This is a genomic window from Paracoccus versutus, from assembly GCF_000763885.1.
GTDB lineage: Bacteria > Pseudomonadota > Alphaproteobacteria > Rhodobacterales > Rhodobacteraceae > Paracoccus > Paracoccus versutus.
Window position 1 is genome coordinate 15,301 of record NZ_JRKO01000022.1, and the last position, 20,135, is coordinate 35,435.

General features: G+C 63.4%; 22 protein-coding genes. 14 read left to right on the forward strand and 8 right to left on the reverse strand.

Annotated features, from left to right (window positions below):
• The first annotated feature begins 1 nt into the window (after position 1).
• Positions 2-349 (forward strand): DUF3325 domain-containing protein, encoded by a 348-nt coding sequence (locus IT40_RS11425; RefSeq protein WP_052095872.1) that lies wholly within the window; start codon positions 2-4, stop codon positions 347-349.
• Between the two features lie 1,208 nt (positions 350-1,557).
• On the opposite strand, the gene IT40_RS11430 is transcribed toward IT40_RS11425, so the two are convergent.
• Positions 1,558-2,226 carry a flagellar hook capping FlgD N-terminal domain-containing protein gene (locus IT40_RS11430; protein ID WP_052095873.1) on the reverse strand — a complete coding sequence of 223 codons (669 nt, stop codon included), beginning with the start codon at positions 2,224-2,226 and terminating at the stop codon, positions 1,558-1,560.
• 9 nt (positions 2,227-2,235) lie between these two features.
• Positions 2,236-3,435 (reverse strand): flagellar hook-length control protein FliK, encoded by a 1,200-nt coding sequence (gene fliK / locus IT40_RS27520; RefSeq protein ID WP_147307279.1) that lies wholly within the window; start codon positions 3,433-3,435, stop codon positions 2,236-2,238.
• Positions 3,436-3,531: 96 nt separating this feature from the next.
• Here fliK and IT40_RS27525 point away from each other — a divergent pair, with 96 nt between their 5' ends.
• The 6 genes from IT40_RS27525 to IT40_RS27540 all read left to right on the forward strand — a co-directional run bounded on the left by IT40_RS27525 (position 3,532) and on the right by IT40_RS27540 (position 6,714).
• Positions 3,532-3,780 (forward strand): hypothetical protein, encoded by a 249-nt coding sequence (locus tag IT40_RS27525; protein WP_084197052.1) that lies wholly within the window; start codon positions 3,532-3,534, stop codon positions 3,778-3,780.
• Positions 3,777-4,091 (forward strand): hypothetical protein, encoded by a 315-nt coding sequence (locus IT40_RS11435; RefSeq protein ID WP_036754853.1) that lies wholly within the window; start codon positions 3,777-3,779, stop codon positions 4,089-4,091. The genes IT40_RS27525 and IT40_RS11435 overlap by 4 nt, the downstream gene beginning before the upstream one ends.
• 164 nt (positions 4,092-4,255) lie before the next feature.
• Complete coding sequence (locus tag IT40_RS11440) at positions 4,256-5,098, forward strand: flagellin N-terminal helical domain-containing protein (protein WP_036754856.1); 843 nt, start codon at positions 4,256-4,258, stop codon at positions 5,096-5,098.
• A gap of 64 nt (positions 5,099-5,162) precedes the next feature.
• Positions 5,163-5,531 carry a flagellar biosynthesis regulator FlaF gene (locus IT40_RS27530; protein ID WP_084197054.1) on the forward strand — a complete coding sequence of 123 codons (369 nt, stop codon included), beginning with the start codon at positions 5,163-5,165 and terminating at the stop codon, positions 5,529-5,531.
• A complete protein-coding gene (gene flbT / locus IT40_RS27535; RefSeq protein ID WP_084197056.1) occupies positions 5,528-5,932 on the forward strand; it encodes a flagellar biosynthesis repressor FlbT in 405 nt (134 codons plus the stop codon). Before IT40_RS27530 ends, flbT begins: the two co-directional genes overlap by 4 nt.
• On the forward strand, positions 5,929-6,714 hold the full coding sequence (locus IT40_RS27540; RefSeq protein ID WP_084197058.1) for a DUF1217 domain-containing protein: 786 nt from the start codon (positions 5,929-5,931) through the stop codon (positions 6,712-6,714). The genes flbT and IT40_RS27540 overlap by 4 nt, the downstream gene beginning before the upstream one ends.
• A gap of 1,086 nt (positions 6,715-7,800) precedes the next feature.
• Here the strand turns inward: IT40_RS27540 and IT40_RS11445 are convergent.
• Both IT40_RS11445 and IT40_RS11450 read right to left on the reverse strand, forming a co-directional pair.
• Complete coding sequence (locus tag IT40_RS11445) at positions 7,801-8,730, reverse strand: DMT family transporter (protein ID WP_036754859.1); 930 nt, start codon at positions 8,728-8,730, stop codon at positions 7,801-7,803.
• Positions 8,727-9,317, reverse strand: coding sequence for a TetR/AcrR family transcriptional regulator (locus IT40_RS11450; protein WP_036755013.1), 591 nt, complete (start codon positions 9,315-9,317; stop codon positions 8,727-8,729). Before IT40_RS11450 ends, IT40_RS11445 begins: the two co-directional genes overlap by 4 nt.
• A 148-nt stretch (positions 9,318-9,465) precedes the next feature.
• On the opposite strand from IT40_RS11450, the gene IT40_RS11455 reads away from it, so the two are divergent.
• The 4 genes from IT40_RS11455 (at position 9,466) to IT40_RS11470 (ending at position 15,832) form a co-directional block, all read left to right on the forward strand.
• Positions 9,466-10,032: a TetR/AcrR family transcriptional regulator gene (locus IT40_RS11455; RefSeq protein ID WP_036754860.1), complete on the forward strand. Its 567-nt coding sequence runs from the start codon at positions 9,466-9,468 to the stop codon at positions 10,030-10,032.
• A 39-nt stretch (positions 10,033-10,071) separates the two neighbouring features.
• On the forward strand, positions 10,072-11,247 hold the full coding sequence (locus IT40_RS11460) for an efflux RND transporter periplasmic adaptor subunit (RefSeq protein ID WP_036754861.1): 1,176 nt from the start codon (positions 10,072-10,074) through the stop codon (positions 11,245-11,247).
• A 4-nt stretch (positions 11,248-11,251) separates the two neighbouring features.
• Positions 11,252-14,377, forward strand: a complete 3,126-nt coding sequence (locus tag IT40_RS11465; RefSeq protein ID WP_036754862.1) for an efflux RND transporter permease subunit — start codon at positions 11,252-11,254, stop codon at positions 14,375-14,377.
• A 93-nt stretch (positions 14,378-14,470) separates the two neighbouring features.
• Positions 14,471-15,832 carry an efflux transporter outer membrane subunit gene (locus IT40_RS11470; protein ID WP_036754864.1) on the forward strand — a complete coding sequence of 454 codons (1,362 nt, stop codon included), beginning with the start codon at positions 14,471-14,473 and terminating at the stop codon, positions 15,830-15,832.
• A 185-nt stretch (positions 15,833-16,017) separates the two neighbouring features.
• Here the strand turns inward: IT40_RS11470 and hmgA are convergent, their stop codons facing one another.
• A complete protein-coding gene (gene hmgA, locus IT40_RS11475) occupies positions 16,018-17,379 on the reverse strand; it encodes a homogentisate 1,2-dioxygenase (protein WP_036754866.1) in 1,362 nt (453 codons plus the stop codon).
• 132 nt (positions 17,380-17,511) lie between these two features.
• On the opposite strand from hmgA, the gene IT40_RS11480 reads away from it, so the two are divergent.
• A complete protein-coding gene (locus IT40_RS11480) occupies positions 17,512-17,946 on the forward strand; it encodes a MarR family winged helix-turn-helix transcriptional regulator (protein WP_036754869.1) in 435 nt (144 codons plus the stop codon).
• A 36-nt stretch (positions 17,947-17,982) separates the two neighbouring features.
• Here the strand turns inward: IT40_RS11480 and IT40_RS11485 are convergent, their stop codons facing one another.
• The gene (locus IT40_RS11485; protein WP_072462523.1) at positions 17,983-18,195 is read right to left on the reverse strand and encodes an entericidin A/B family lipoprotein; all 213 of its coding nucleotides are present in this window, start codon (positions 18,193-18,195) and stop codon (positions 17,983-17,985) included.
• Between the two features lie 248 nt (positions 18,196-18,443).
• Between IT40_RS11485 and IT40_RS11490 the strand changes: the two genes are divergently transcribed.
• Complete coding sequence (locus tag IT40_RS11490) at positions 18,444-18,749, forward strand: TraR/DksA family transcriptional regulator (protein ID WP_036755014.1); 306 nt, start codon at positions 18,444-18,446, stop codon at positions 18,747-18,749.
• Positions 18,750-18,755: 6 nt separating this feature from the next.
• On the opposite strand, the gene IT40_RS11495 is transcribed toward IT40_RS11490, so the two are convergent.
• Positions 18,756-18,899, reverse strand: a complete 144-nt coding sequence (locus IT40_RS11495; RefSeq protein ID WP_036754874.1) for an entericidin A/B family lipoprotein — start codon at positions 18,897-18,899, stop codon at positions 18,756-18,758.
• A 104-nt stretch (positions 18,900-19,003) separates the two neighbouring features.
• Between IT40_RS11495 and IT40_RS11500 the strand changes: the two genes are divergently transcribed.
• The gene (locus tag IT40_RS11500; protein ID WP_036754877.1) at positions 19,004-19,312 is read left to right on the forward strand and encodes a hypothetical protein; all 309 of its coding nucleotides are present in this window, start codon (positions 19,004-19,006) and stop codon (positions 19,310-19,312) included.
• Positions 19,313-19,334: 22 nt separating this feature from the next.
• Here IT40_RS11500 and IT40_RS11505 read toward each other — a convergent pair whose 3' ends face one another.
• A complete protein-coding gene (locus IT40_RS11505) occupies positions 19,335-20,099 on the reverse strand; it encodes an alpha/beta fold hydrolase (RefSeq protein WP_036755015.1) in 765 nt (254 codons plus the stop codon).
• Between the last annotated feature and the right edge of the window lie 36 nt (positions 20,100-20,135).

The following is a 20,135-nucleotide window of genomic DNA, read 5'->3' on the forward strand; positions in this document are numbered from 1 at the left end:
GATGCTGGTCTGGCTGTCCCTTGTCCTTTGCTACCTGGCGTTCCTTGCGCTGGCCCTGGCCATGCCGCGGCACCACGAGCAGCTGCGCGGCCGCAAGCCCGGCCGAGGGTTGGTCTGGCTGCTACGGATCACCGGCGCGGTGCTGTTGGGCCTGTCGGCCTGGCCCGCGCTGATCTGGTGGGGAAACCCCGCTGTCGCGGTTTCGTCCTGGCTGGGCATCCTGTCCGTGGCGGCCTTCGCGGTCGCGATGATGCTGACCTATGCCTCCGGCTGGTGGCGAACGACCCTGGCCGGGGCGGGGACCGCGGCAATCCTGCTGCTGGTCCTGCCGGTATTTTTGCATCCGTGACCTGCGTATCGGCATTCATGACCCGCGCGGTCGCCCGCCGCTCGGACCGCCCGTTTTGCTGGTAAGGCGGGGATAGAGCCGGGTTTCCTTGGCATTTCCCTGGTGGCCCGGCGCGCCATCCGCGCGGCCGCCGGCCCCGGCTCCTGCCCAGGCATCTGTCATCATTTGCACGCGGGCCCCAATAGCGGCAGTTTGCATTAGCAGGTGTCTAGCAGGCTGCTGAAAAAATCCGTGCGACAGGAGAGCTTGGGCCGGGAACCGGGAAATCCGCCTCAATTCTGCCGGAAATGCCCGGTTTTCAGGCCGATCTTCGCCGAATCCAGAACGAATTCCGCCACGACGCCCTGTCAGGGCCCTTTTTCCGCAGTCTGCTAGCGGTGTTGCTGGCGGCCGGGCGTGTCATGACCTGCCGCCGCTTCCGCGGGCTCACGCCCCCCGGCATTTCGAGGCGACCCGGACGTGCAGTTGCCTGGAACGCGGGCCCCGGTCGGCCTGATGAGCCTGGCTCAAGCCCGCCAGCGGGGTTCGCGCCCTCCGTCCTGACGAGGTAACCGGGCGGTCAGGCGGTCGTTGTCGTGGCAGGGGCGGCGACAAGACCTGATGCTGCTATGCCTTGATGCCGGCGGGCCCGTCGTCCTATAGCCGATATGGCGGAACCGTGCCGCCGCTTGTGTGCGGATGAAGGCCCGCACTTCGGTTTGCTTTACCGGGCGCCATCAAGGCGATCGTGAAGCAAGCCTTTTGTCGTGTCCGACGGCAAATATGGAAATACTGCGTTCCCCCGACGGCTATAGAATTTCGTTACCTCCGTGGAATTTCCTCCAATACCAAGGCGAACTGTCAGAACGTGTAAGTTTAAAGCAGCCTCCGGTCTGGCTTTGCCGCCATGAAACTGCCGGTTCACATTACAAGAAGCGGAAGAATTCATGCGGGTCGAATTGGTCCTAACGCTGCCTAGCGCGCTGCCTCTCGGTGCAAATCCGGCGGCTGGAATTGCGAGTAAAAGGTCATTTTCCTCGTATCCATGGCATTTTTCGCTCAACTCGCATGACATGGGTTTCACCGCCTAGCAGTCGCTGAATATCGATCGCGCAACATGTCTCCGGGAACGTGGGTGGTCCAGATACTTCGCCGACCTTTGCTGCGAGACAGGGCGACTCCTTGCGATGAAACCGTGTTCTGTAAACCGGATAGCTGATCGAAGCAAATCATTCCCGCAGGCCGCTGACCTGATCGACTCTTGCAGATCCGCCGCCTTTCAGGACCAGTTCGGCGCCGTTTTGGGTCAATTCTATCCCGGTCACGCGACTATAGGATTCGACATCGCGCAGGGTTGCGCTGCCGTCGCTACTCTCTTCCTCGATGCGGAAGGTGTAAAATCCCGCAGGGAGTGAAGTGCCATCCGCATATCGACCATGCCATTCAATCTCCCCAGACATTGATCCTATGGCTTGTCGTAGCACCTCTTTGCCCTGTTCATTCAGCGTAACGAGCGTAGCACTTTCGCCATTCGCGCTTCTGTCCGCCGCCAGTATCAAGGAGGATCCGTCGAACCATACAGGAGCATTCGTTCTCACCTCCCGGCCTATCCAGGTCGAAAGCTGACCGATCTCCCCACCGTCGATATTGCCCAGGAGTTGCGTCAGAAGCAGGTTGGTCTGAACCTGCTGCTCAACCCCGGAAAATGTCGCAAGCTGCACGGCAAATTCCGTGTTCTCCATTGGATTAAGCGGATCCTGATTCTTGATCTGCGTCGTCAGCATCTTCAGGAACATTTCGAACTGGTTCGTGGAGTTGGTTTCGCTGGATCCTTTTGAAGATTGGAGGCTTCTTGCATCAATTCCGTCAACCGCAGAAGTTGTATTGATAGTCACCATCTCTTTCCCCTAGATCCTGATATCAATTCCGGTGTTCACAAAGGTTGCGGTAGTTTTAATCGAGTCCGTATTTTCCAGATATGGCTGCGGCGCTGATTCTGGCAGAGGATCAGGCTTTCTCGCCAAAAAATTGTTTTGCGAGCTCCATCCCTCCTCACCATCGGAAAATGAGATGTCTGCGCCTGAAATCCCTACGTCACGAAGCTCCTTTGAGAGTAGATCTATGTTTCTCCTCAACAAATCGAACGTCTCTGGCCGTTCGGCAAGAATCGTTACGGCCGGATTGTCGCCCGGTGATATCAGCATCCGAACTTTCCCCAATTCTGCCGGATCAAGAATAACCTCGACCCGCGTAGCAACCTGCGTAGGTGTAACTTCTCGCCCTATTTGGCGTATAACTTGGCGTGGATCAAAGCTCGAGGTCTTGATGGCTCTTTCAGCATGGTCACCTTCATGAGAGGCTGGAGCCTTTATCTCATAATCCTTTAAAGGGATTGCATCTTGACCCTCGTTACTCATATGAAAATCCATTATGGCTGTGTCGGTGAAGGGTTCGGATAAGCTCTCCCTTACGATCGGGTCGGATTTTGAAAATACCGCAACATTCGGTAGAGATGTAACCTTTATGAGATCGCGTTCCTTGTGGCCGTGTAGAGAGCCTTCATCGGAAGAATTTTCAAAAAAAATACCGCCGAATATATTTTTGAGAGTATGACCATTGCTCGAAATGCCTGCGTAGGCGCTGAGGCCTCGTTCCGAGAGCTCGTGATGCGTGTTCTCTACTTTTGGCGGCGTCTGTTCGGCGTATTCGAAGAAATCTGATGCCATTTCCACCCATTCGCTTTCCTCCATCAACGGCTCTGCTGTGATTTGTCCCTCTCCGGCGGCACAGATATGTTCCGAACTGCCGAGAGATAGCTGATCGGCTGCAACGGTCGGATCGGCGGCCAGATCAAGAACCGAACTGTCGGCCGTATCATCTGCATCGGCAAGGATATCTTCATCGTCGGATGCGGTGGAATGGACGGGCGATTCGATCGGCTCCGCCGTGGGGTCGTCTTGCAGCTGGACGCTGAAAAATCCTGAAAAATCAATTGTTTTGCAAGCGCTTAGCCGAACCACATTGTTGCACTGCACGCCAAGCGGCGCAGCTGCTGCTTGGTGACATGTAAAACCCACATCCACTTGGATCCCCTCTGTGCCGATCAAGTTCCTGCCAGATTGGCATAGCAAGATTACCAAATATTTACTTATGCCAGCTAAAGTCACCAGTTGTTGAAACTTTTATTCAGAAAAGAGCCTGGCATGGAGAGAGTTCTGGCAGCAGGAACCGCCCGCACGACAACCCGACCGAAACCGAGCGTCGTCGATGGGCTCGAGCAGGCATTTCTTGCGGAAATGCTGAAGCACGCCGGACCCGGACAGCCGACTGGTGAGTTCGGCGGCGGCATCGGCGAATCGCAATTTGCAAGCCTGTTGAACGATACCTATGCGGAAGCCATCGCGGAACGAATTGATCTTGGATTTCAACGACGTAACGAGGGGATCGAATGACAAAAGCCCTACATTTGCTCCAACAGGCGAGGGAGGATCTTCTGGTATTCCAAACCGATGCGGCCCTTGTGAAAATGCAGGAATTTGAAGTGCTTGTTCACTCTGGCGCGATGCCAAGGGACAGGGTTGCAGAAACTGCCGAACTGCTGCGCGACATTCTGTCCCTCGCCAGTGCTGCCTGCGACGGTGTGGCGGCCGCGCAGCGGCAGCTTGCCGAGATCGCAGCCTTGTCGCGCCACCTGAACACCTATGATCGCCAGGGCCGCAGGATCGGCAATCCTATTTCTTCACCGCATGATAGAAGATTTTGAGTAAACTTTTCTGTAGTCTTTGATTGCCTGGGTCGCCTGGTCAGGAGTTTATTCAGGAAGGGCGGATAGATCGAATGACGTGACATAGTCATCGGGTCCGTCCCGTAGGTCAGAAGGCCTCTTGCACTAGAAACGGGTAAACCACCCAGGAATGGAGATTGAAGATGTCCAGCATTCTGACTAATAATGGCGCGATGGTCGCGCTGCAAACCCTGAAGGGGATCAATGCGAATCTGACGAAAGCCCAGAATGAGATTTCGACCGGAAAAAAGGTCGCCAACGCACAGGACAATGCTGCGGTTTGGGCCATTTCGAAGGTCATGGAATCCGACCAAGCAGTCTTCAAGACGCTTCAGAGCAACCTGAATCTTGCTGCGGCGGTGGTGACGACTGCGCGGGACGGTGCTGAAGATATCCGTGATTTGCTTGATGAAATGAGAAGGCTGGCAAGTAGTGCCGGCAGTGATGCGAACGATTTTGCGACTGTGAACGAGCAGATCGTGGAGAAAAGGAACCAGATTATTTCGACGATTGACGGAACCCAGATGAATGGGGTCAATCTGCTCAAGACCAATCCGATCGGTACTGCGACATCCTTCAGCGTCTTGGCGTCCTTGGACCGGACGGCGGGTACAGCTGTAACCACTGCGCAGACGATTACGGTCAATTCTGTGGACTTCGAGGCGGATATTGAAGGCGCTACGATCACGACCATTACGGACAGCACCACGGCACGAACTGCGGTTGGTGAAATCGAGGCGTTGCTCGACATCGCGAAGACAGGGGCAGCAGAACTTGGTACGGCCGCCAAGCGGATCAACGATCAATCGAATTTCGTATCGAAGCTGGCCGATTCGCTGACTGCCGGCATCGGTGCGCTGGTGGATGCCGATATGGAGGAAGCGTCAGCCCGTCTGCAGGCGCTGCAGACCCAGCAGCAGCTTGGGGTGCAGGCGTTGTCGATCGCCAACCAGGCACCGCAAACGATTCTGTCGCTATTCCGATAATCTAGCAAGGGCGCCCTGTGGGGCGCCCTTCGTTCCAATATAGGTCTAGAATGGGTCTCCTGACGTGAAGCTTGCAAATTTTCAAAGCACTGACACGAATTTTGGTTCGCGGCATGTTCGAACAGACAGGGATAATGAGTATTTTGCGTTTTCCCAGGTAACGCAAAAGCTCAAGAACGCAACTAAAATCGATGATCGTTATGCGATGATAGAGGCGGTAAACGCCAGTAGCCAGCTTTGGACTGTCATAGCTGCCGATCTTGCCCATGAGGAAAACAGTCTACCTCCAGAGGTAAAGGCGGGCCTGCTATCGCTTGCTTTTTTCTCTCTCAAGCAAGGCCGTCGTATCCTGTTGGAACGCGCCTCTGCTGAGCCGCTCATAGAAATAAACATCAGAATAATGAAGGGTTTGCGAGGGGACATGAACTCATGACAGGCCTTGTTCTCAAGCTGGCTCCTCGCGAAAGAATTCTGGTGAACGGTGCCGTAATAGAAAACGGCGATAAGCGTTCCAAGGTATCAATTCTTACGCCGAATACCAGTATCCTTAGATTAAGAGATGCCATACATCCAGATTCTGTCAACTCTCCGGTTTCGAGGATATGCTATATCTGCCAACTCGTTCTCACCGGAGATGCTCTTGAGGATGAGGGGCGAAGGCAGGTTCTCTACGGTATAGAGCAGTTGTCTCAAGTTTTTCGTGATCTGGACAGTGGCAGTTTGCTTGATTTCGCCTCCAATGCAGTAATTGAAGGGGATTACTACGGGGCCTTTAGGAAGCTCAGACTGCTTATTCCAAGGGAGTCAAGGTTAATGGCCATAGGTAAGCCATGAGTTATAATGTTCAGGCGGGATCGGGAGGGTATGCGGGCTGGAAGATTCTTGAGCGTACGATGGTGAAGCAGCGTAGCGCTTTTCTCAAGAGTCATGACATAAGGGTTTCCAAGGATTATTTTCAGAAGAACATTCAGAACATTAAGACTGCCGAAGAGCTGGTCAATGACAGAAAACTGTTGGTGGTCGTGCTGCGTGCCTTTGGGTTGGATTCTGACGTTAACAACAAGTTCTTTTTAAGAAAGGTTATTGAATCCGATCCTGCCGATAAGGGTAGTTTGGTAAATAGGCTTGCAGATAAGCGTTACCTTGCCCTGAATCAGGGTTTGGCGCTCCATTTTTCGTCGGAGGGGCAAGGTGCTAGGGTTGATGTCGGTGCGATTATTGAGAAATATGAGTCGAGATCATTCGAGAGGAATATCGGGGAAAGGCATGCGGAAATTGAGCTGGCGTTGAACGCGCAGCGAGAATTGCTAAATATTGCGACTTCAGATGCAAGTGAAAATACGAAATGGTATCAAATTCTCGCGTCTAAGCCTCTGCGCCAGGTGTTTGAAGGAGCTTATGGTATTGGAACCGGATTTTCCTCTCTTTCCATTGATAGGCAGCTTTCGGAGCTGAAGGTGAGAACCGAGAGACTTACCGGAAGCAATAGCGTGAGCCAGTTCGAATCAGGCGATGGTCTTGATCTTGTTCTCAGGCATTTCCTTTTGCGTAGCCAGATGAGTGTGTCATCGGGGAGCTCTCGTTATGCCAATGCCCTTGCCTTGTTGAGAGCATAGGCAGCTATTCCGTAATATTTTACGTTAAGAAATGGGAAGACGTGCCTGTGGGAGTTGTCCTTGCTTGATCTCGACTGATACCCGAGAGCGCAAGCTTGAAGCCCAGAGGGCGCAGCTGCGGGTGGCCATCGCCATTGCGACAGAGCCACCTGTCCTGCGACGCCATCCCGGCCTCAGGGAGCTTACCGGGTCCAGATCACTAACTTCGTCACCGTTCTGTTCCCCTTGGACATTAAGGTGGAAGCCATGGCCGCGCTGCGCAGCTTGATTTCGTTGGATCCACATGTGCGCGGACAGAGATGCGGGTCGAACTGGAAGGCGAATCCGCGGGTGTTTTTGCGGGGGGAGATGACCGCACCAGAACCTTACAAGCGGAAGGGGCTGGTCGCTTGCAGGTTGGAAAGAATGGTTGCGCACGCCCTCTGCCGGTCTTGCCGATCCCGCTCTGGCGGTACCGTTCGAATGCTCGGCGGTGTCGGTGCGAGAGAAGCAATCGGCCGCCGAGGATTATCGGAGTGTCGAAACCCGCTGCCCTCGGCGACAACGCCAATGGTCGCGACGTGGCATACCCCTGGGATAAACGGCGCCAGGCTTCGGGAGGAGTTCCTTGATTCGTCCTGGCAAATGCTCGACCCGCATTCGGTCTTGGCAGTCTTGGAGCAGGATCTGTTCCGCTTGCTGTGGGGAGCGCGGCGACATTAGGTGCGCCGATCAGGTATCCAGCCAGCATTTTCTTTCGGGATGGCTGCGACCGTGGCGCAGCGGAAAACCCGGCAGGTGCCTCCGCGCCTTGTGCAGCACCGGCATTGCGGTGGCACGGGTTCGAGCCAGGTCGCGCATCGCGTTCGGCACCTATGCGAAGTCAACCGGCGCCGCGCTTGGTCAGCATCACCTTGGCGATTGCTCTTTTCCAGGGGCAATGGAGGTGCGACCAAGGCGCACTCCTGCCTCGGCTTGACAGGCTGGCGGTGTCGGAACGGCGCTGCCGAGGGCCGATGCGATGGGCGGGGGCGATCCCGGCCAATGGGACAGCCGCGAGGCATCAGGGGGTCCCGTGCCGGTCACAAGCCTGGCCATGGCGGGTTTTCATGCCTTCTGCACGGTGCGAACCGGGCGCATCTTCAGCTTGACCGGCACGGTGATCACCACCAGGCAGGAGACGACCAGCACCACGCCGATCCAGCCAAGCGCCGGCAGGCGCTCGCCCACCACCAGGATGGCCAGCATCGCCGCCATCACCGGCTCGATCAGGGTGATCGTCGTCGCCATGCTGGCGGAAATTCGCGCCAGGCCGATGCCGAAGCAGACATAGCCCAGGAACATCGGCACCAGCGCCATGTAGATGCCCACCGCGGCATTCCCCCACGAGGCCAGGAACGGCCCGCCGGTCGCGACCAGCACCGGCATCAGCAGCAGCCCACCGATGCCGAAGGTCGTGCCCATCGCCACGCGCGAGTGGATGCCGCGCAGCATCAGCCGCCGCGCCGTCCAGGAGTAAAGCGCATAGGTCAGCCCGCCGACCAGGCCGAGCGCGATGCCGAGCAGGGTCGCGCCCTCGCCGGCCTGGTGTCCCGCATCCTCGGCCAGGCACAGCAGCACCATGCCCAGAAGCCCGATCGAGGCCCCGGCCAGCCAACGCCGCGACAGCCGCGCGCCGTCGAAAAGCCATTCGATCAGGGCCGACAGCAGCGGTGCCGAGCCGATGGTCACCACCGTGCCGATGGTCACCCCGGCCAGGCGCATCGAGGCGTAGAAGGCCAGCGGATAGATCGCCACCGCCAGCCCCCCAAGCAGCAGGTTGCGCCAATGCCGTGCCAGTTCCGGCAGGGCGCGGGCGATGCGCCCGCCGGCCAGCAGCGCCTGCAGCAGCCCGCCGACGCCCATCGCCGCCGCGCCGATGGCGGCCGGGCCGACCTCGGGCGCGAAGGTGGCGGCGGTGCCGGTGGTGCCCCAGACGACCGAGGAGAACAGGACCGCGGCGACGCCGATGCCGTGATCCCTGGACGGGCTGCTCACAGCGCCTCCAGCATGTCCGAGGCCATGGCGCGGGCCTCATGCACCAGGGCGCTGGTGCCTTCCAGCCCGGCGCGGGCGATGGCCCCTTCCAGCAGGAAGGAGAGCTGCTGCGCCAGCCGGGCCGCGCGGTCGGGATCATCAGGCAGCAGTTCGGCCAGGGGCGCGGCCAGCAGGGCTTCGACCTCTTCCTTGTGGCGGCGGACGGCCTGGCGGCCGATGTCGCCGGCGGTCAGTTCGGCGGCGGCGTTCAGCAACCCGCAGCCGCGAAAGCCGCGCTCGTATTCATGCTCGGCATGGTCCTGATAGGCGTCGAACACCGCCAGCACACGCGCGCGGGGCGTTTCGGCATCCCGCGCCCGAGCTTCATGGAGGCCCAGCCATTCCTCGTGCCGCGCCTGCAGGTACTGGTTCACCAGGTCGGCCTTGGAGGAAAAGTTGTTGTAGAGGCTTTTCTTCGCCACCCCGGCGCGCTCGACGATGGCGTCGATGCCGGTCCCGCCGATGCCGTTGTTGTAGAACAGCACGGCAGCCGCCTTGAGCAGCCGCTCGCGCGCGCTTTCCGGCGCTGGGGGCTGGGGAGCTTCCATCATCGCCTCCACGAAGTAGGTAGGTCGGTATACCTATGGCTGGCCCGGCGAGTCAAGCAGGGCTTGCGGCATCCGACGCGGAGAAGCGGTTGACAGGAGAGGGTCAGAATTATAAACGAACGACCGTATTGAAATCTTGGTGGTGGATATGGGACGCAAGCGCACGATCGACCGCGACGAGTTGATGGGCGCCATCGAACGGGTGGCGCGGCGCTCGGGCATTGCCGGGCTCAGCATCGACGCGGTGGCCAGGGAGGCCGGGATCAGCAAGTCCAGCGTGGTCTATGACTGCGAAAGCAAGGCCGGGCTGCTGGCCGCCTTCATCCGCCACAAGATGGCCCAGCACCGGGCGCGATTCGCCGAGGTGCGCGCCCGGCACGAGGGCGAGCCCAATGCCCGGCTGCGCGCGCTGATCGATGAATATCGTCGGGTTCCGACCGACGAGGAACTGGACATGGCGCTGCTGATCAGCGCCAGCATGGGCGAGCATGCCGAATGCCGCGAGATCATGCGCGAGGTGCTGGCCGGCGATGCCGAGGCGGTCGCGGCCGAGGCGGCCGACCGGCGCCGGATGCTGATGGCGCTGCTGACGCTGCACGGCATGGCCTTCCTGGAATATTTCGGCTTCCACCGCTTCGACCAGGAAACCCGCGATGAGATCCTTGATGAATTGATGGCGGTCGCGGAAAGCGACCCCGGCACAGCCGGAGACTGACCCCTCCCCCCAACCATTCAGCCCTCCCAGGAAAGAACCATGACCATGAGACTGTCTCCCGGCCTTTGCGCCGGGCTTGTGCTTTGCTGCCTGACGGCGGCCGCCCCGGTGGCGGCGCAGCAACTGCCGCCGCCCCAGGTCAGCGTGCAGGTGATGACGCCCGAGGCGCTGCCGGTGGTGAACGAACTGCCCGGCCGAGTCGCCGCGACCCGCATCGCCGAGGTGCGGCCCCGCGTCGGCGGCATCGTCGTCGAACGTGTCTTCGAACAGGGCGGCAAGGTCGAGGCGGGCGATGTGCTTTATCGCATCGACCCGGCCCCCTATGACGTGCGCGTCGCCAGCGCCCAGGGCGCGCTGGCCCGTGCCGAGGCCACCGCGCTGAACGCCGCCGACCAGGAAAAGCGCGCCCGTGCCCTGCGCGAGCGCAAGGTGACGGCGGGGGTCGACCTGGACAATGCCGCCACCGCGCTGGCCCAGGCCCAGGCGGATGTCGCCATTGCCCGCGCCTCGCTGCAAGAGGCGCAGCTGAACCGTTCCTATACCGAGGTGACGGCGCCCATCGCCGGCGTGGTCGGCCGCGCGCTGGTGACCGAGGGGGCGCTGGTCAACGCCCAGACCGACATCATGGCGACGATCCAGCAGCTCGACCCGGTCTATGTGGATTTCACCCAGTCCTCCTCGGAGCTTTTTGCGCTGCGCCGGGCCCTGGCGGCGGGGCAGCTGGCGATGATGTCGGCCGACGAGGCGGCGGTGCGGCTGATCTTCGACGACGGCAGCGAATATGCCCATCCCGGCAAGCTGCTGTTTTCCGAGGCGAGCGTGGACAGCTCGACCGGGCAGATCACCCTGCGCGCCGAGTTCCCGAACCCCGAGGGCGAGCTGCTGCCCGGCCTTTACGTCCGGGTGCGGATCGAGCAGGCCATGCGCGACAACGCCCTGACCGTGCCGCAGATGGCGGTGCAGCGCGACCAGTCGGGCCAGGCCTATGTCTATGCGCTGAAGGATGACGAGACGGTCGAGCGCCGCGACGTGACCCTGGGCCAGACCACCGACAACCGCTGGCTGGTGGAAAGCGGGCTGGAGCCGGGCGACCGCGTCGTGGTGCTGGGGGCGCAGAAGCTTTACCCCGATGCCAAGGTGGTGGCGCAGCCGGTCGAGGCCCCCAGGGTGCCGGCCGGCGCCGCCGCGGCCGCCGAAGCGCCCGCGCAGGAGTAGGGCGATGGCACGGTTCTTCATTCACCGGCCGGTGCTGGCCTGGGTGATTTCCATCTTCATCGTCATCGCCGGCGTGCTGGCGCTGCCGATGATGCCGGTCGCGCAATATCCGCAGGTGGCCTGGCCGCAGATCACCATCTCGACCGCCTATACCGGCGCCGCGCCGGGCGAGATCAACCAGGCGGTCGCCCAGCCCATCGAGGACGAGCTGAACGGCGTCGAGGGGTTGGCCTATTACGAATCGGTCTCGGACAGTTCCGGGGCCATGTCGATCACCGCCACCTTCGAGCCGGGCACCGACATCGCCCGCGCCCAGGTCGACGTGCAGAATGCCGTGGCGCGGGTCGAGCCGCTCTTGCCGCAAAGCGTGGTCGACCAGGGCGTGCTGATCGAAGAGGCGGGCACGGGCTTCCTGATGATGGTGGCGCTGACCTCGGACGACGGCTCGCTGGACGACATCGCGCTGGGCGATTACCTGAACCGCAACGTGGTGGGCGAGATCCGCCGCATCGAGGGCGTGGGCCGGGCGCAGGTCTTTGCCCCGGAACGCGCGCTGCGCATCTGGGTCGATCCGGCCAAGATGACCGGGCTGAACCTCAGCTCGGCCGAGATCGTGGCGGCGGTGCGGGCGCAGAACGCGCAGGTGGCGGCGGGCAAGGTCGGCGCCGACCCGAACCCCATCGGCCAGCAGCTGACCGCGACCGTGCTGATCAAGGGTCAGCTCGACGACGTGGACGAGTTCGGCAAGATCGTGCTGCGCGCCAATCCCGACGGCTCGACTGTGCTGCTTCGCGACGTGGCGCGGCTGGAAGTGGGGGCGGAAAGCTACAGCTTCGCCTCGCGCATCAACGGCAAGCCGGCGGCGGCGCTGGGTGTCCAGCTGTCGGCCACCGGCAATGCGCTGAACACCTCGGAAGCGGTGCACCAGAAGATGGAGGAGCTGTCGCAGTTCTTCCCCGAGGGGGTGAGCTACACCATCCCCTACGACACCACCCCCTTCGTCGAGGCTTCGATCGAGAAGGTGCTGCATACGCTGGTCGAGGCCATGGCGCTGGTCTTCGTGGTGATGTTCCTGTTCCTGCAGAATTTCCGCTATACCATCATCCCGACCATCGTCGTGCCCATCGCGCTGATGGGGACGGTGGCGGTCATGCTGGCGGCGGGGTTCTCGATCAACGTGCTGACCATGTTCGCCATGGTGCTGGCCATCGGCATCCTGGTCGACGATGCCATCGTGGTGATCGAAAACGTGGAACGCATCATGGCGACCGAGGGCCTGCCGCCGCGCGAGGCCACCGAAAAGGCCATGGGCCAGATCTCGGGCGCCATCGTCGGCATCACGCTGGTCCTGGCGGCGGTCTTCGTGCCGATGGCCTTCTTTCCCGGCTCGTCGGGCATCATCTATCGCCAGTTCGCGCTGACCATGGTGGTGTCGATCCTGTTCTCGGCCTTCCTGGCGCTGACGCTGACCCCGGCGCTTTGCGCGACCTTCCTCAAGCCGATCAGCGGCCATCACGAAAGGAAGGGCTTCTTCGGCTGGTTCAACCGCAATTTCGACCGGCTGACCGACCGCTATACCGGCGCGGTCGGGCTGGTCACGCGGCGGCGGCTGGTGATGATGGCTTTCTACCTGGTGCTGGTCGGGGCGACGGCCATGGGCTTCCTGCGCCTGCCCTCCAGCTTCCTGCCGAACGAGGACCAGGGCTTCATCATCGCCGACATCCAGACCCCGGCCACGGCCAGTTCCAACCGCACCGACGAGGTGCTGGCCCAGGCCACGCAGATGTTCCAGCAGAACGAGGCGGTCGAGAATACCGTGGCGATCCGCGGCTTCAGCTTTTCGGGGCAGGGGCCGAATGCGGGGCTGATGTTCGTCACCTTCAAGGACTGGGCCGAGCGCGAGCAATCGGCGCAGGACATCGCCAATGCCGCGAACATGCAGATGTTCGGCTATCAGGACGCGCAGGCCTTCGCGCTGTCGCCGCCGCCGATCCCCGGCTTCGGCGCCACCGGCGGCTTCAGCTTCCGCCTGCAGGACCGCGGCGGGCAGGGGCAGGAGGCGCTGCTGGCCGCCGCCCAGCAGATCATTGCCCAGGCCCAGGAAAACGGCATCGCCACCGGGCTGCGGATCGAGGGGCTGCCCTCGGCCGCGCAGGTCTTTGTCACCATCGACCGCGAAAAGGCCAATGCCTTCGGCGTGACCTTCGCCGACATCTCGGCGACGATCTCGCAATACCTCGGCTCGGCCTATATCAACGACTTCCCCAATGCCGGGAAGATGCAGCGCGTGGTCATGCAGGCCGAGGAGGACTCGCGCATGCAGGCCGAGGACATCCTGGCGCTGACCGTGCGCAACGCCAATGGCGGGATGGTGCCGTTTTCGTCCTTCGCCAGCGTGGCGTGGGAACAGGGGCCGTCGCAGGTCGTGGGCTATAACGGCTATCCGGCGGTCCGCATCGCCGGCGCCGCCGGGCCGGGCTACAGTTCCGGCGCCGCCATGGCCGAGATGGAGCGGCTGGCGGCCGAACTGCCGCAGGGCTTCGGCTACGAATGGACCGGGCAGTCGCTGGAGGAGATCCAGGCCGGCAGCCAGGCGACGCTGCTTTACGCCATGAGCATCCTGTTCGTCTTCCTGCTGCTGTCCGGGCTTTACGAAAGCTGGTCGATCCCGCTGTCGGTGATGCTGGTCGTGCCCCTGGGTGTCTTGGGCTGCGTCGTCGCGGTCATGCTGCGCGACATGCCCAACGACATCTATTTCAAGGTCGGGCTGATCGCGATCATCGGGCTTTCGGCCAAGAACGCCATCCTGATCGTCGAATTCGCCAAGGATCTGCGCGACGAGGGCCAAAGCCTGATCGAGGCGGCGGTGACGGCGGCGAAGCTGCGCTTCCGGCCGATCCTGATGACCTCGCTGGCCTTCACGCTGGGCGTGGTGCCTTTGGCCATCGCCACCGGACCGTCGGCGGCCAGCCAGAACGCCATCGGCACCGGGGTCATCGGCGGCATGGTCGCGGCCACTGTGCTGGCGGTGTTCTTCGTGCCGGTGTTCTTCGTCTTCGTGCTGGGCCTGTTCAGCCGGGCGACCGGCCGCCGCGAGTCCGCGCCCATCCGCGGCGATACGGCCGCTTGAGTCGCGCCGCAGCCCATGGCAGGGGCGGTTGAGAACCGTCCCTGCCCGTTCCTTTCGCGCCCGCAATCCGGGCCACCCAACAGAGAGTTTCGGATGACCCAGACCTTGCCTTTCTCCCGCCGCGGCATCTTGGGCGGGCTCGTCTCCAGCCTGGCGCTGGCGGCCTGCAACCCGGTCCGCTATGCCGCGCCCCGCGCCGAGCTGGCGGCCGAGTTCGCCGCCGATTCGCCCGCCCGCCGCGCCGGGGCGAATGCCTGGTGGGCCGCGTTCCGCGACAAGCGGCTGGACGCGCTGATCGCCACCGGGCTGCGGCGCAACCTGGACGTGCAAACCGCCGTCGCCACCATCCGCGAGGCCCAGGCCAACGCCCAGTTGATCGGCGCCAGCGACCTGCCGCAGGTGGATGTGCAGGGCTCGGCCGCGCGCAGCCGCAGCGAGACCGGGATCGTCGAGACCAGCTCCGCCACGCTGGGCGTGTCCTGGCTGGTCGACTTGTTCGGCTCGACCCGCGCGGCGCGGCAGGGCGCCTCGGCCCGGCTGGACGCGGCCTATCTGTCGGCCGAGGTGGCGCGGCTGACCGTGGCCAGCGCCATCGCCTCGGCCTATGTCGACGCGCGTTATTACCAGGAGGCGCTGGCGCTGACCCGGCAGAGCCTGGAAAGCCGCCGCCGCACGCTGGAGATGACCCGCACCCAGGACGCCTTCGGCAGCGTCTCGCGGCTGGAAGTCCTGCAGGCCGAGCAGCTGGTGGCGCAGGCCGAGGCGGCGCTGCCGGGTCTCGAGGTCGGCTTCGACCAGTCGGTGAACCGGCTGGCCACGCTGACCGCCGGGCGCAGCGCCGAGCTTGCGGCGCAACTGCGCCAGGGTGGCGGCCAGCCGCGCGCGCGCTACAGCGCCAGCGTCGGCGTGCCGGCGGATGTGGTCCGCGTCCGCCCCGACGTGCGCATGGCCGAGCGCAACCTCGCCGCCGCCGCCGCCGATGTCGGCGAGGCGCAGGCGGCCTTCTATCCGCGGCTGACGCTTTCGGGCTCGATCACGCCGACGAATGGCAAGACCTGGGGCTTCGGGCCGCAGATCTCGCTGCCGCTGTTTTCGGGCGGCGCGAACCAGGCCCGGCTTTCCGCGGCGCAGGCGCGGGCGGAACAGGCGCGGCTGGCCTGGCAGGCCGCGGTGCTGGGTGCGGTCGAGGAGGTCGAGAACGCGCTGGCCGGCTATAACCGCGACGCCCGCGCTGTCGCCGCGCAATCGCGGCTGGTCGAGAATGCGCGCGAGACGGTGAACCTGACCCGCAGCTCCTATGAGCTGGGCGAGGCGGATTTCTTCCCGGTCCTGGACGCCGAGCGCAGCCTGCTCTCGGCCCGCCAGGAACTGGCGGCGGCCATCCGCCAGCAGGCGCTGAACTTCGTCGCGCTGAGCGCGGCCTCGGCCGGCGGGGTGGGCCTGCCCGCGGTCTGAGCGCGGCAGGCGGCGCGCCGTCGCCTTCGGCCCGGCACGCCGGTTCTGGCTGGCGGCTGCCCGCCTTGATCCCGGCGCCGCGCCGGGAAAGGCGGGGAATGCTGCCCGCGTCCTTCTTCGCCCCCGACGCTCAAGCCGTTCGGCGGGGGCGAGCGGGCGGATTGATGCACCGCAACGCTACCCGCCTATTGGCCGCCGGGTGTTCCGTCGAACTTCTTCTCCAGCTGCTGCCAGACCTGGACATAGTCGCGCTGCATCGGTGCCTCGCGGGCGGCGAATTCGGTCAGGTGCTGGGGAAAGCGGGTTTCGAACATGAAGGACATGGTGTTGTCCAGCTTCTCGGGCTTCAGCGCGGCGTTCGAGGCACCCTCGAAGGCGCCGCGGTCCGGCCCATGCGGCAGCATGCAATTGTGCAGGCTGATGCCGCCCGGCGCGAAGCCCTGCGGCTTGGCGTCGTAGATGCCATAGATATTGCCCATCAGCTCGGACATGATGTTCTTGTGATACCAGGGCGGGCGGAAGCTGTGTTCGGCCACCTGCCAGCGCTCGCGGAACAGCACGAAATCGATATTCGCCGTCCCCTCCTGCCCCGAGGGCGCGGTCAGCACGGTAAAGATCGACGGGTCGGGATGGTCGAACAGCACCGCGCCGACGGGCGAATAGGTCCGCAGGTCGTATTTATAGGCGCAGTAATTGCCATGCCATGCCACCACGTCCAGCGGGCTGTGGTCGATCCAGGTCTCGTGGAACCGGCCGCACCACTTGATCACCACGCGGGAACGCGCCTCGCGGTTCTCGAAGGCCGCGACCGGGCATTTGAAGTCGCGCGGATTGGCCAGGCAATTGGCACCGATGGGGCCGCGGTTCGGCAGGTCGAACTTCTGCCCGTAATTCTCGCAGACGAAGCCGCGGCAGGGGCCCTCCAGCACTTCGACGCGATGGACCAGACCGCGCGGGATGATGGCGATTTCCCGCGGCTCCAGGTCGATCACCCCCAGCTCGGTGCAAAAGCGCAGCCGGCCCTCCTGCGGGACCACCAGCAATTCGCTGTCGGCCGAGAAGAAATATTCGTCCTGCATCGAACGCGTGACCAGGTAGACATGGCTGGCCATGCCGACCTGGATGTTCACGTCGCCGGCGGTGGTCATGGTGCGCATGCCGGTGATCCAGGTCAGCGCCTCTTCCGGGACCGGGATCGGATCCCAGCGATACTGCCCCAGGCTGACGATGTCGTCGCGCACATTCGGCGCCGTCTTCCAATAGGGCAGCTCGATCGCGGCGAAATCGCCGGTATGCCGGACCGAGGGGCGGATGCGATAGCACCAGGTCCGCTCGTTCCGGCCGCGCGGCGCGGTGAAGGCGGTGCCGGAAAGCTGCTCGGCATAAAGCCCATAGGCGCATTTCTGCGGGCTGTTCTGGCCCTGCGGCAGGGTGCCGGGCAGGGCCTCGGTTTCGAAATCGTTGCCAAAGCCGGGCATGTAGCCCGGATGCGTGCCGGTGGTGACGGCCGCGCGGATCATGCCGCCGGGCAGAGCAGGGCTGGTCATCGGGCTCCTCCCTGCAAGATCATTGCAGTTGCAACGATTATGCCGCCTGGGCCGCAGGCCTGTCAAGCGCCGCCCATTCCTGTTGCCAAGGCGACGAATCCTTGCTGTTCTGGCCGGAAAAAGGGGTGCCCCATGACCTTTCGGCTGGACGCTTTCCTGCCCTATCGCCTGTCCGTGGCGGCGGCGCAGGTCAGCCGCCGATTCGCCGCGCTCTACGAGGCCGAGGCGGGGCTGACCATCCCCGAATGGCGGGTGCTGGCGCATCTGGACCATTCCGGCGCGGTCAGCATCCGCGACATCCATGCCCGCGTGAACCTGGACAAGTCCGTGGTCAGCCGTGCCGCCTCGCGCCTGCAGGGGGCGGGGTTGGTTCGGAAATCGGGCAACGACGCCGACCGGCGGCTGATCGTGCTGGAACTGACGCCCCAGGGGCAGGCGCTGATGCTGCGGCTGGGCCGCATCGCCGAGGCGTTCCAGGCCGATCTGCTGGCCGAACTGGGGCCGGATGCCGCCGCGCTGGACCGGCTCCTGTCGCGGTTGGCCGGCAAGGAGACGGGCGCGGCCTAGCCCGCGACGGCCTGGACAGCCGGCCGGCCGCCTGGCTCAATAGGGCGCGGGCGCCACTTCCGGCGGCGTATAAGGGGCCGGTGCGGCTCCATAGGGGGCCGGCTGTCCCATCTGCACCTGGCTGTTTGCCGCCTGTTCGCTCAGCAACTGTCCCGCGGTCTGCATGTCCCGCCCCGCGCCCTGCATCGTCTCGCAGCCCGCGACCGCCATGCCGGCCAGGCAAAGGCCGACCGTAACCATCCGACGCATGCTCGTTCCTTTCTTTTTTTCTGCTCGTTGTCGGCAAAGCCTAATCTCCTTGGCAAGCCGCTCAAGTCACAGCCGTGGCAGTGGGCGCCCGATCGGCAAGGATTGTCTTGAAAGGGACGCTCCCGCAGGCGGATCCCGGCCGATCCGGCTGGGCGGGGCCCGCCGCGCGGCCCCGTGACAACTTGACGCAAGTCAAGCGGGCCGCCGCGCAGCTGTGCCAGAACGCCGGGACCAAGAGAGGAAGTTCCATGGACCTGAATGCGCGCAAGACCATGCTGATCATGCGGCGCCGGGCGCTTCTTGCCGACCTTGCCTCTATCGGAAAGGCATTGCGCCCTGCCGGCCCGCAGGATGCGAAAGCCGCGCAAGAGAGGGTCTTTCACGCGCTCGGCAGGGTCCAGCAGATCGAGGTGGAGCGTATAGAGGCAGCCCTGCGCCGCATGGAAAGCGGCCAATACGGGGTTTGCACGGGTTGCGGGACCAGCATCCTGCCGGCACGGCTGGAACTGCTGCCGGACACCCCCGTTTGCGAGGACTGCAACCGGGCCGCCTGAGGCGGGTCACATGCCGGCCTGGGCTTCCTGGCTTTCCCGGCTGATCGCCTGTCCGGCGCTTTGCAGGTCGCGCCCGGCGCCCTGCACCGTCTGGCAGGCGGCCAGGACCAGCAGTGCAAGCAGGGGCGAAACGTGAATAATTTTACGCATATTCAGTCTCCTGCGTGGATTTTCCTTTGGGATCAACGCCTGCCCCCGGCCGGGGTTCCCCGCCTGTTAAGGCTTTCTTAACCGTTGGTCGCTAGACAGGCGTCATGCGTGTGATTCTGCTTCTTGTGCTGTTCCTTTCCGCCTGCGCCTCGCCTGCGCCGCAGTTTTTCGGTGCCCAGCGGCATGACATCACGCTGGAGGGCATCCGCTTCGCCGTCTTTCACGACGGCAGCCAGGCAGAGGTGATCCGCCTGGGCTACCTTGGCCGGGATGCGCGGGCAGTGGTGCCGGAGCTGATGGTGATCGCCGCCGAGCGGACGACCGGATGCCAGGCGATTCCGAACAGCCTGCGCAGCCGCATCCCCGGCGATACCGGCGAGGCGCGGCTGTCGCTGCGCTGTCCCGACGGCTGAAGGGCCCGTGCCGCCGGCGGGATCAGTCCAGGAAGGCTGCCACCGCCTCGGCGACCTCGGCCGGGCGGTCGGCATGCAGCCAATGTCCCGTGCCGGGGATGACGCGGATCTCGGCCTGGGGGAAATATTCGCGGATCGCCTCGGCTTGCGGCGCGCGGCAGTAATCCGAATCCGCTCCGGCCAGGAACAGCGCGGGGCCGGTGAAACCACCCTTGGGCGCTTCAGGCCAGCCGACCAGCCGGGGCATCTGGTCCCGCAACGCCGGGAGGTTGAACTTCCAGCGCGGCGGATCGGCCTTGAGGTCCAGCGATTGCAGCAGAAACGCCCGCACGCCCGGATCGGCGACGTGTTCGGCCAGCCGCGCATCCGCCTCGGAGCGCAGGCGAAGCCCGGCAAGGTCCACCGCCTCCATCGCGTCGATCAAGCCGCTCTGGCTGTGGCCATAGGCAAAGGGGGCGATGTCCATGACGACCAGCCGGCGCACCAGGTCGGGCTGCGTCAGCGCCAGCATCATCGCGGCCTTGCCGCCCATCGAATGCCCCAGAACATCCGCCCGGCCGCCCTGCGCCGCGATCACCTGGGCCAGGTCGCCGGCCAGCGCGGCATAGCCATGGTCGGGATCGTGGAAACTGTCGCCATGGTTGCGCATGTCGACTGAGATCACCCGCCGGCTTTCCCCCAGCCGCCGCGCAAGGCCGCCCAGGTTGCGCCCCGATCCGAACAGCCCATGTGCCAGCAGCACCGGCGGGCGATCCGAATCCATTCCTGTCATCGTCATGTTCAGCATCATGCGCGCAGCCTAGCGGCACTGGCGAAGCGGCGC

What these genes read in the sequence shown, in the direction of transcription:
- IT40_RS11495 (WP_036754874.1), bottom strand. Translation starts at nt 18,899, where the DNA reads ATGCGTAAAATTATTCACGTTTCGCCCCTGCTTGCACTGCTGGTCCTG.
- IT40_RS11465 (WP_036754862.1), top strand. Translation starts at nt 11,252, where the DNA reads ATGGCACGGTTCTTCATTCACCGGCCGGTGCTGGCCTGGGTGATTTCC.
- IT40_RS11500 (WP_036754877.1), top strand. Translation starts at nt 19,004, where the DNA reads ATGCGTGTGATTCTGCTTCTTGTGCTGTTCCTTTCCGCCTGCGCCTCG.
- IT40_RS11430 (WP_052095873.1), bottom strand. Translation starts at nt 2,226, where the DNA reads ATGGTGACTATCAATACAACTTCTGCGGTTGACGGAATTGATGCAAGA.
- flbT (WP_084197056.1), top strand. Translation starts at nt 5,528, where the DNA reads ATGACAGGCCTTGTTCTCAAGCTGGCTCCTCGCGAAAGAATTCTGGTG.
- IT40_RS11505 (WP_036755015.1), bottom strand. Translation starts at nt 20,099, where the DNA reads ATGCTGAACATGACGATGACAGGAATGGATTCGGATCGCCCGCCGGTG.
- IT40_RS11485 (WP_072462523.1), bottom strand. Translation starts at nt 18,195, where the DNA reads ATGCGTCGGATGGTTACGGTCGGCCTTTGCCTGGCCGGCATGGCGGTC.
- IT40_RS11450 (WP_036755013.1), bottom strand. Translation starts at nt 9,317, where the DNA reads ATGGAAGCTCCCCAGCCCCCAGCGCCGGAAAGCGCGCGCGAGCGGCTG.
- IT40_RS11455 (WP_036754860.1), top strand. Translation starts at nt 9,466, where the DNA reads ATGGGACGCAAGCGCACGATCGACCGCGACGAGTTGATGGGCGCCATC.
- IT40_RS11440 (WP_036754856.1), top strand. Translation starts at nt 4,256, where the DNA reads ATGTCCAGCATTCTGACTAATAATGGCGCGATGGTCGCGCTGCAAACC.
- IT40_RS27540 (WP_084197058.1), top strand. Translation starts at nt 5,929, where the DNA reads ATGAGTTATAATGTTCAGGCGGGATCGGGAGGGTATGCGGGCTGGAAG.
- IT40_RS11425 (WP_052095872.1), top strand. Translation starts at nt 2, where the DNA reads ATGCTGGTCTGGCTGTCCCTTGTCCTTTGCTACCTGGCGTTCCTTGCG.
- IT40_RS11435 (WP_036754853.1), top strand. Translation starts at nt 3,777, where the DNA reads ATGACAAAAGCCCTACATTTGCTCCAACAGGCGAGGGAGGATCTTCTG.
- IT40_RS11470 (WP_036754864.1), top strand. Translation starts at nt 14,471, where the DNA reads ATGACCCAGACCTTGCCTTTCTCCCGCCGCGGCATCTTGGGCGGGCTC.
- IT40_RS11460 (WP_036754861.1), top strand. Translation starts at nt 10,072, where the DNA reads ATGACCATGAGACTGTCTCCCGGCCTTTGCGCCGGGCTTGTGCTTTGC.
- IT40_RS11490 (WP_036755014.1), top strand. Translation starts at nt 18,444, where the DNA reads ATGGACCTGAATGCGCGCAAGACCATGCTGATCATGCGGCGCCGGGCG.
- IT40_RS11480 (WP_036754869.1), top strand. Translation starts at nt 17,512, where the DNA reads ATGACCTTTCGGCTGGACGCTTTCCTGCCCTATCGCCTGTCCGTGGCG.
- hmgA (WP_036754866.1), bottom strand. Translation starts at nt 17,379, where the DNA reads ATGACCAGCCCTGCTCTGCCCGGCGGCATGATCCGCGCGGCCGTCACC.
- IT40_RS27525 (WP_084197052.1), top strand. Translation starts at nt 3,532, where the DNA reads ATGGAGAGAGTTCTGGCAGCAGGAACCGCCCGCACGACAACCCGACCG.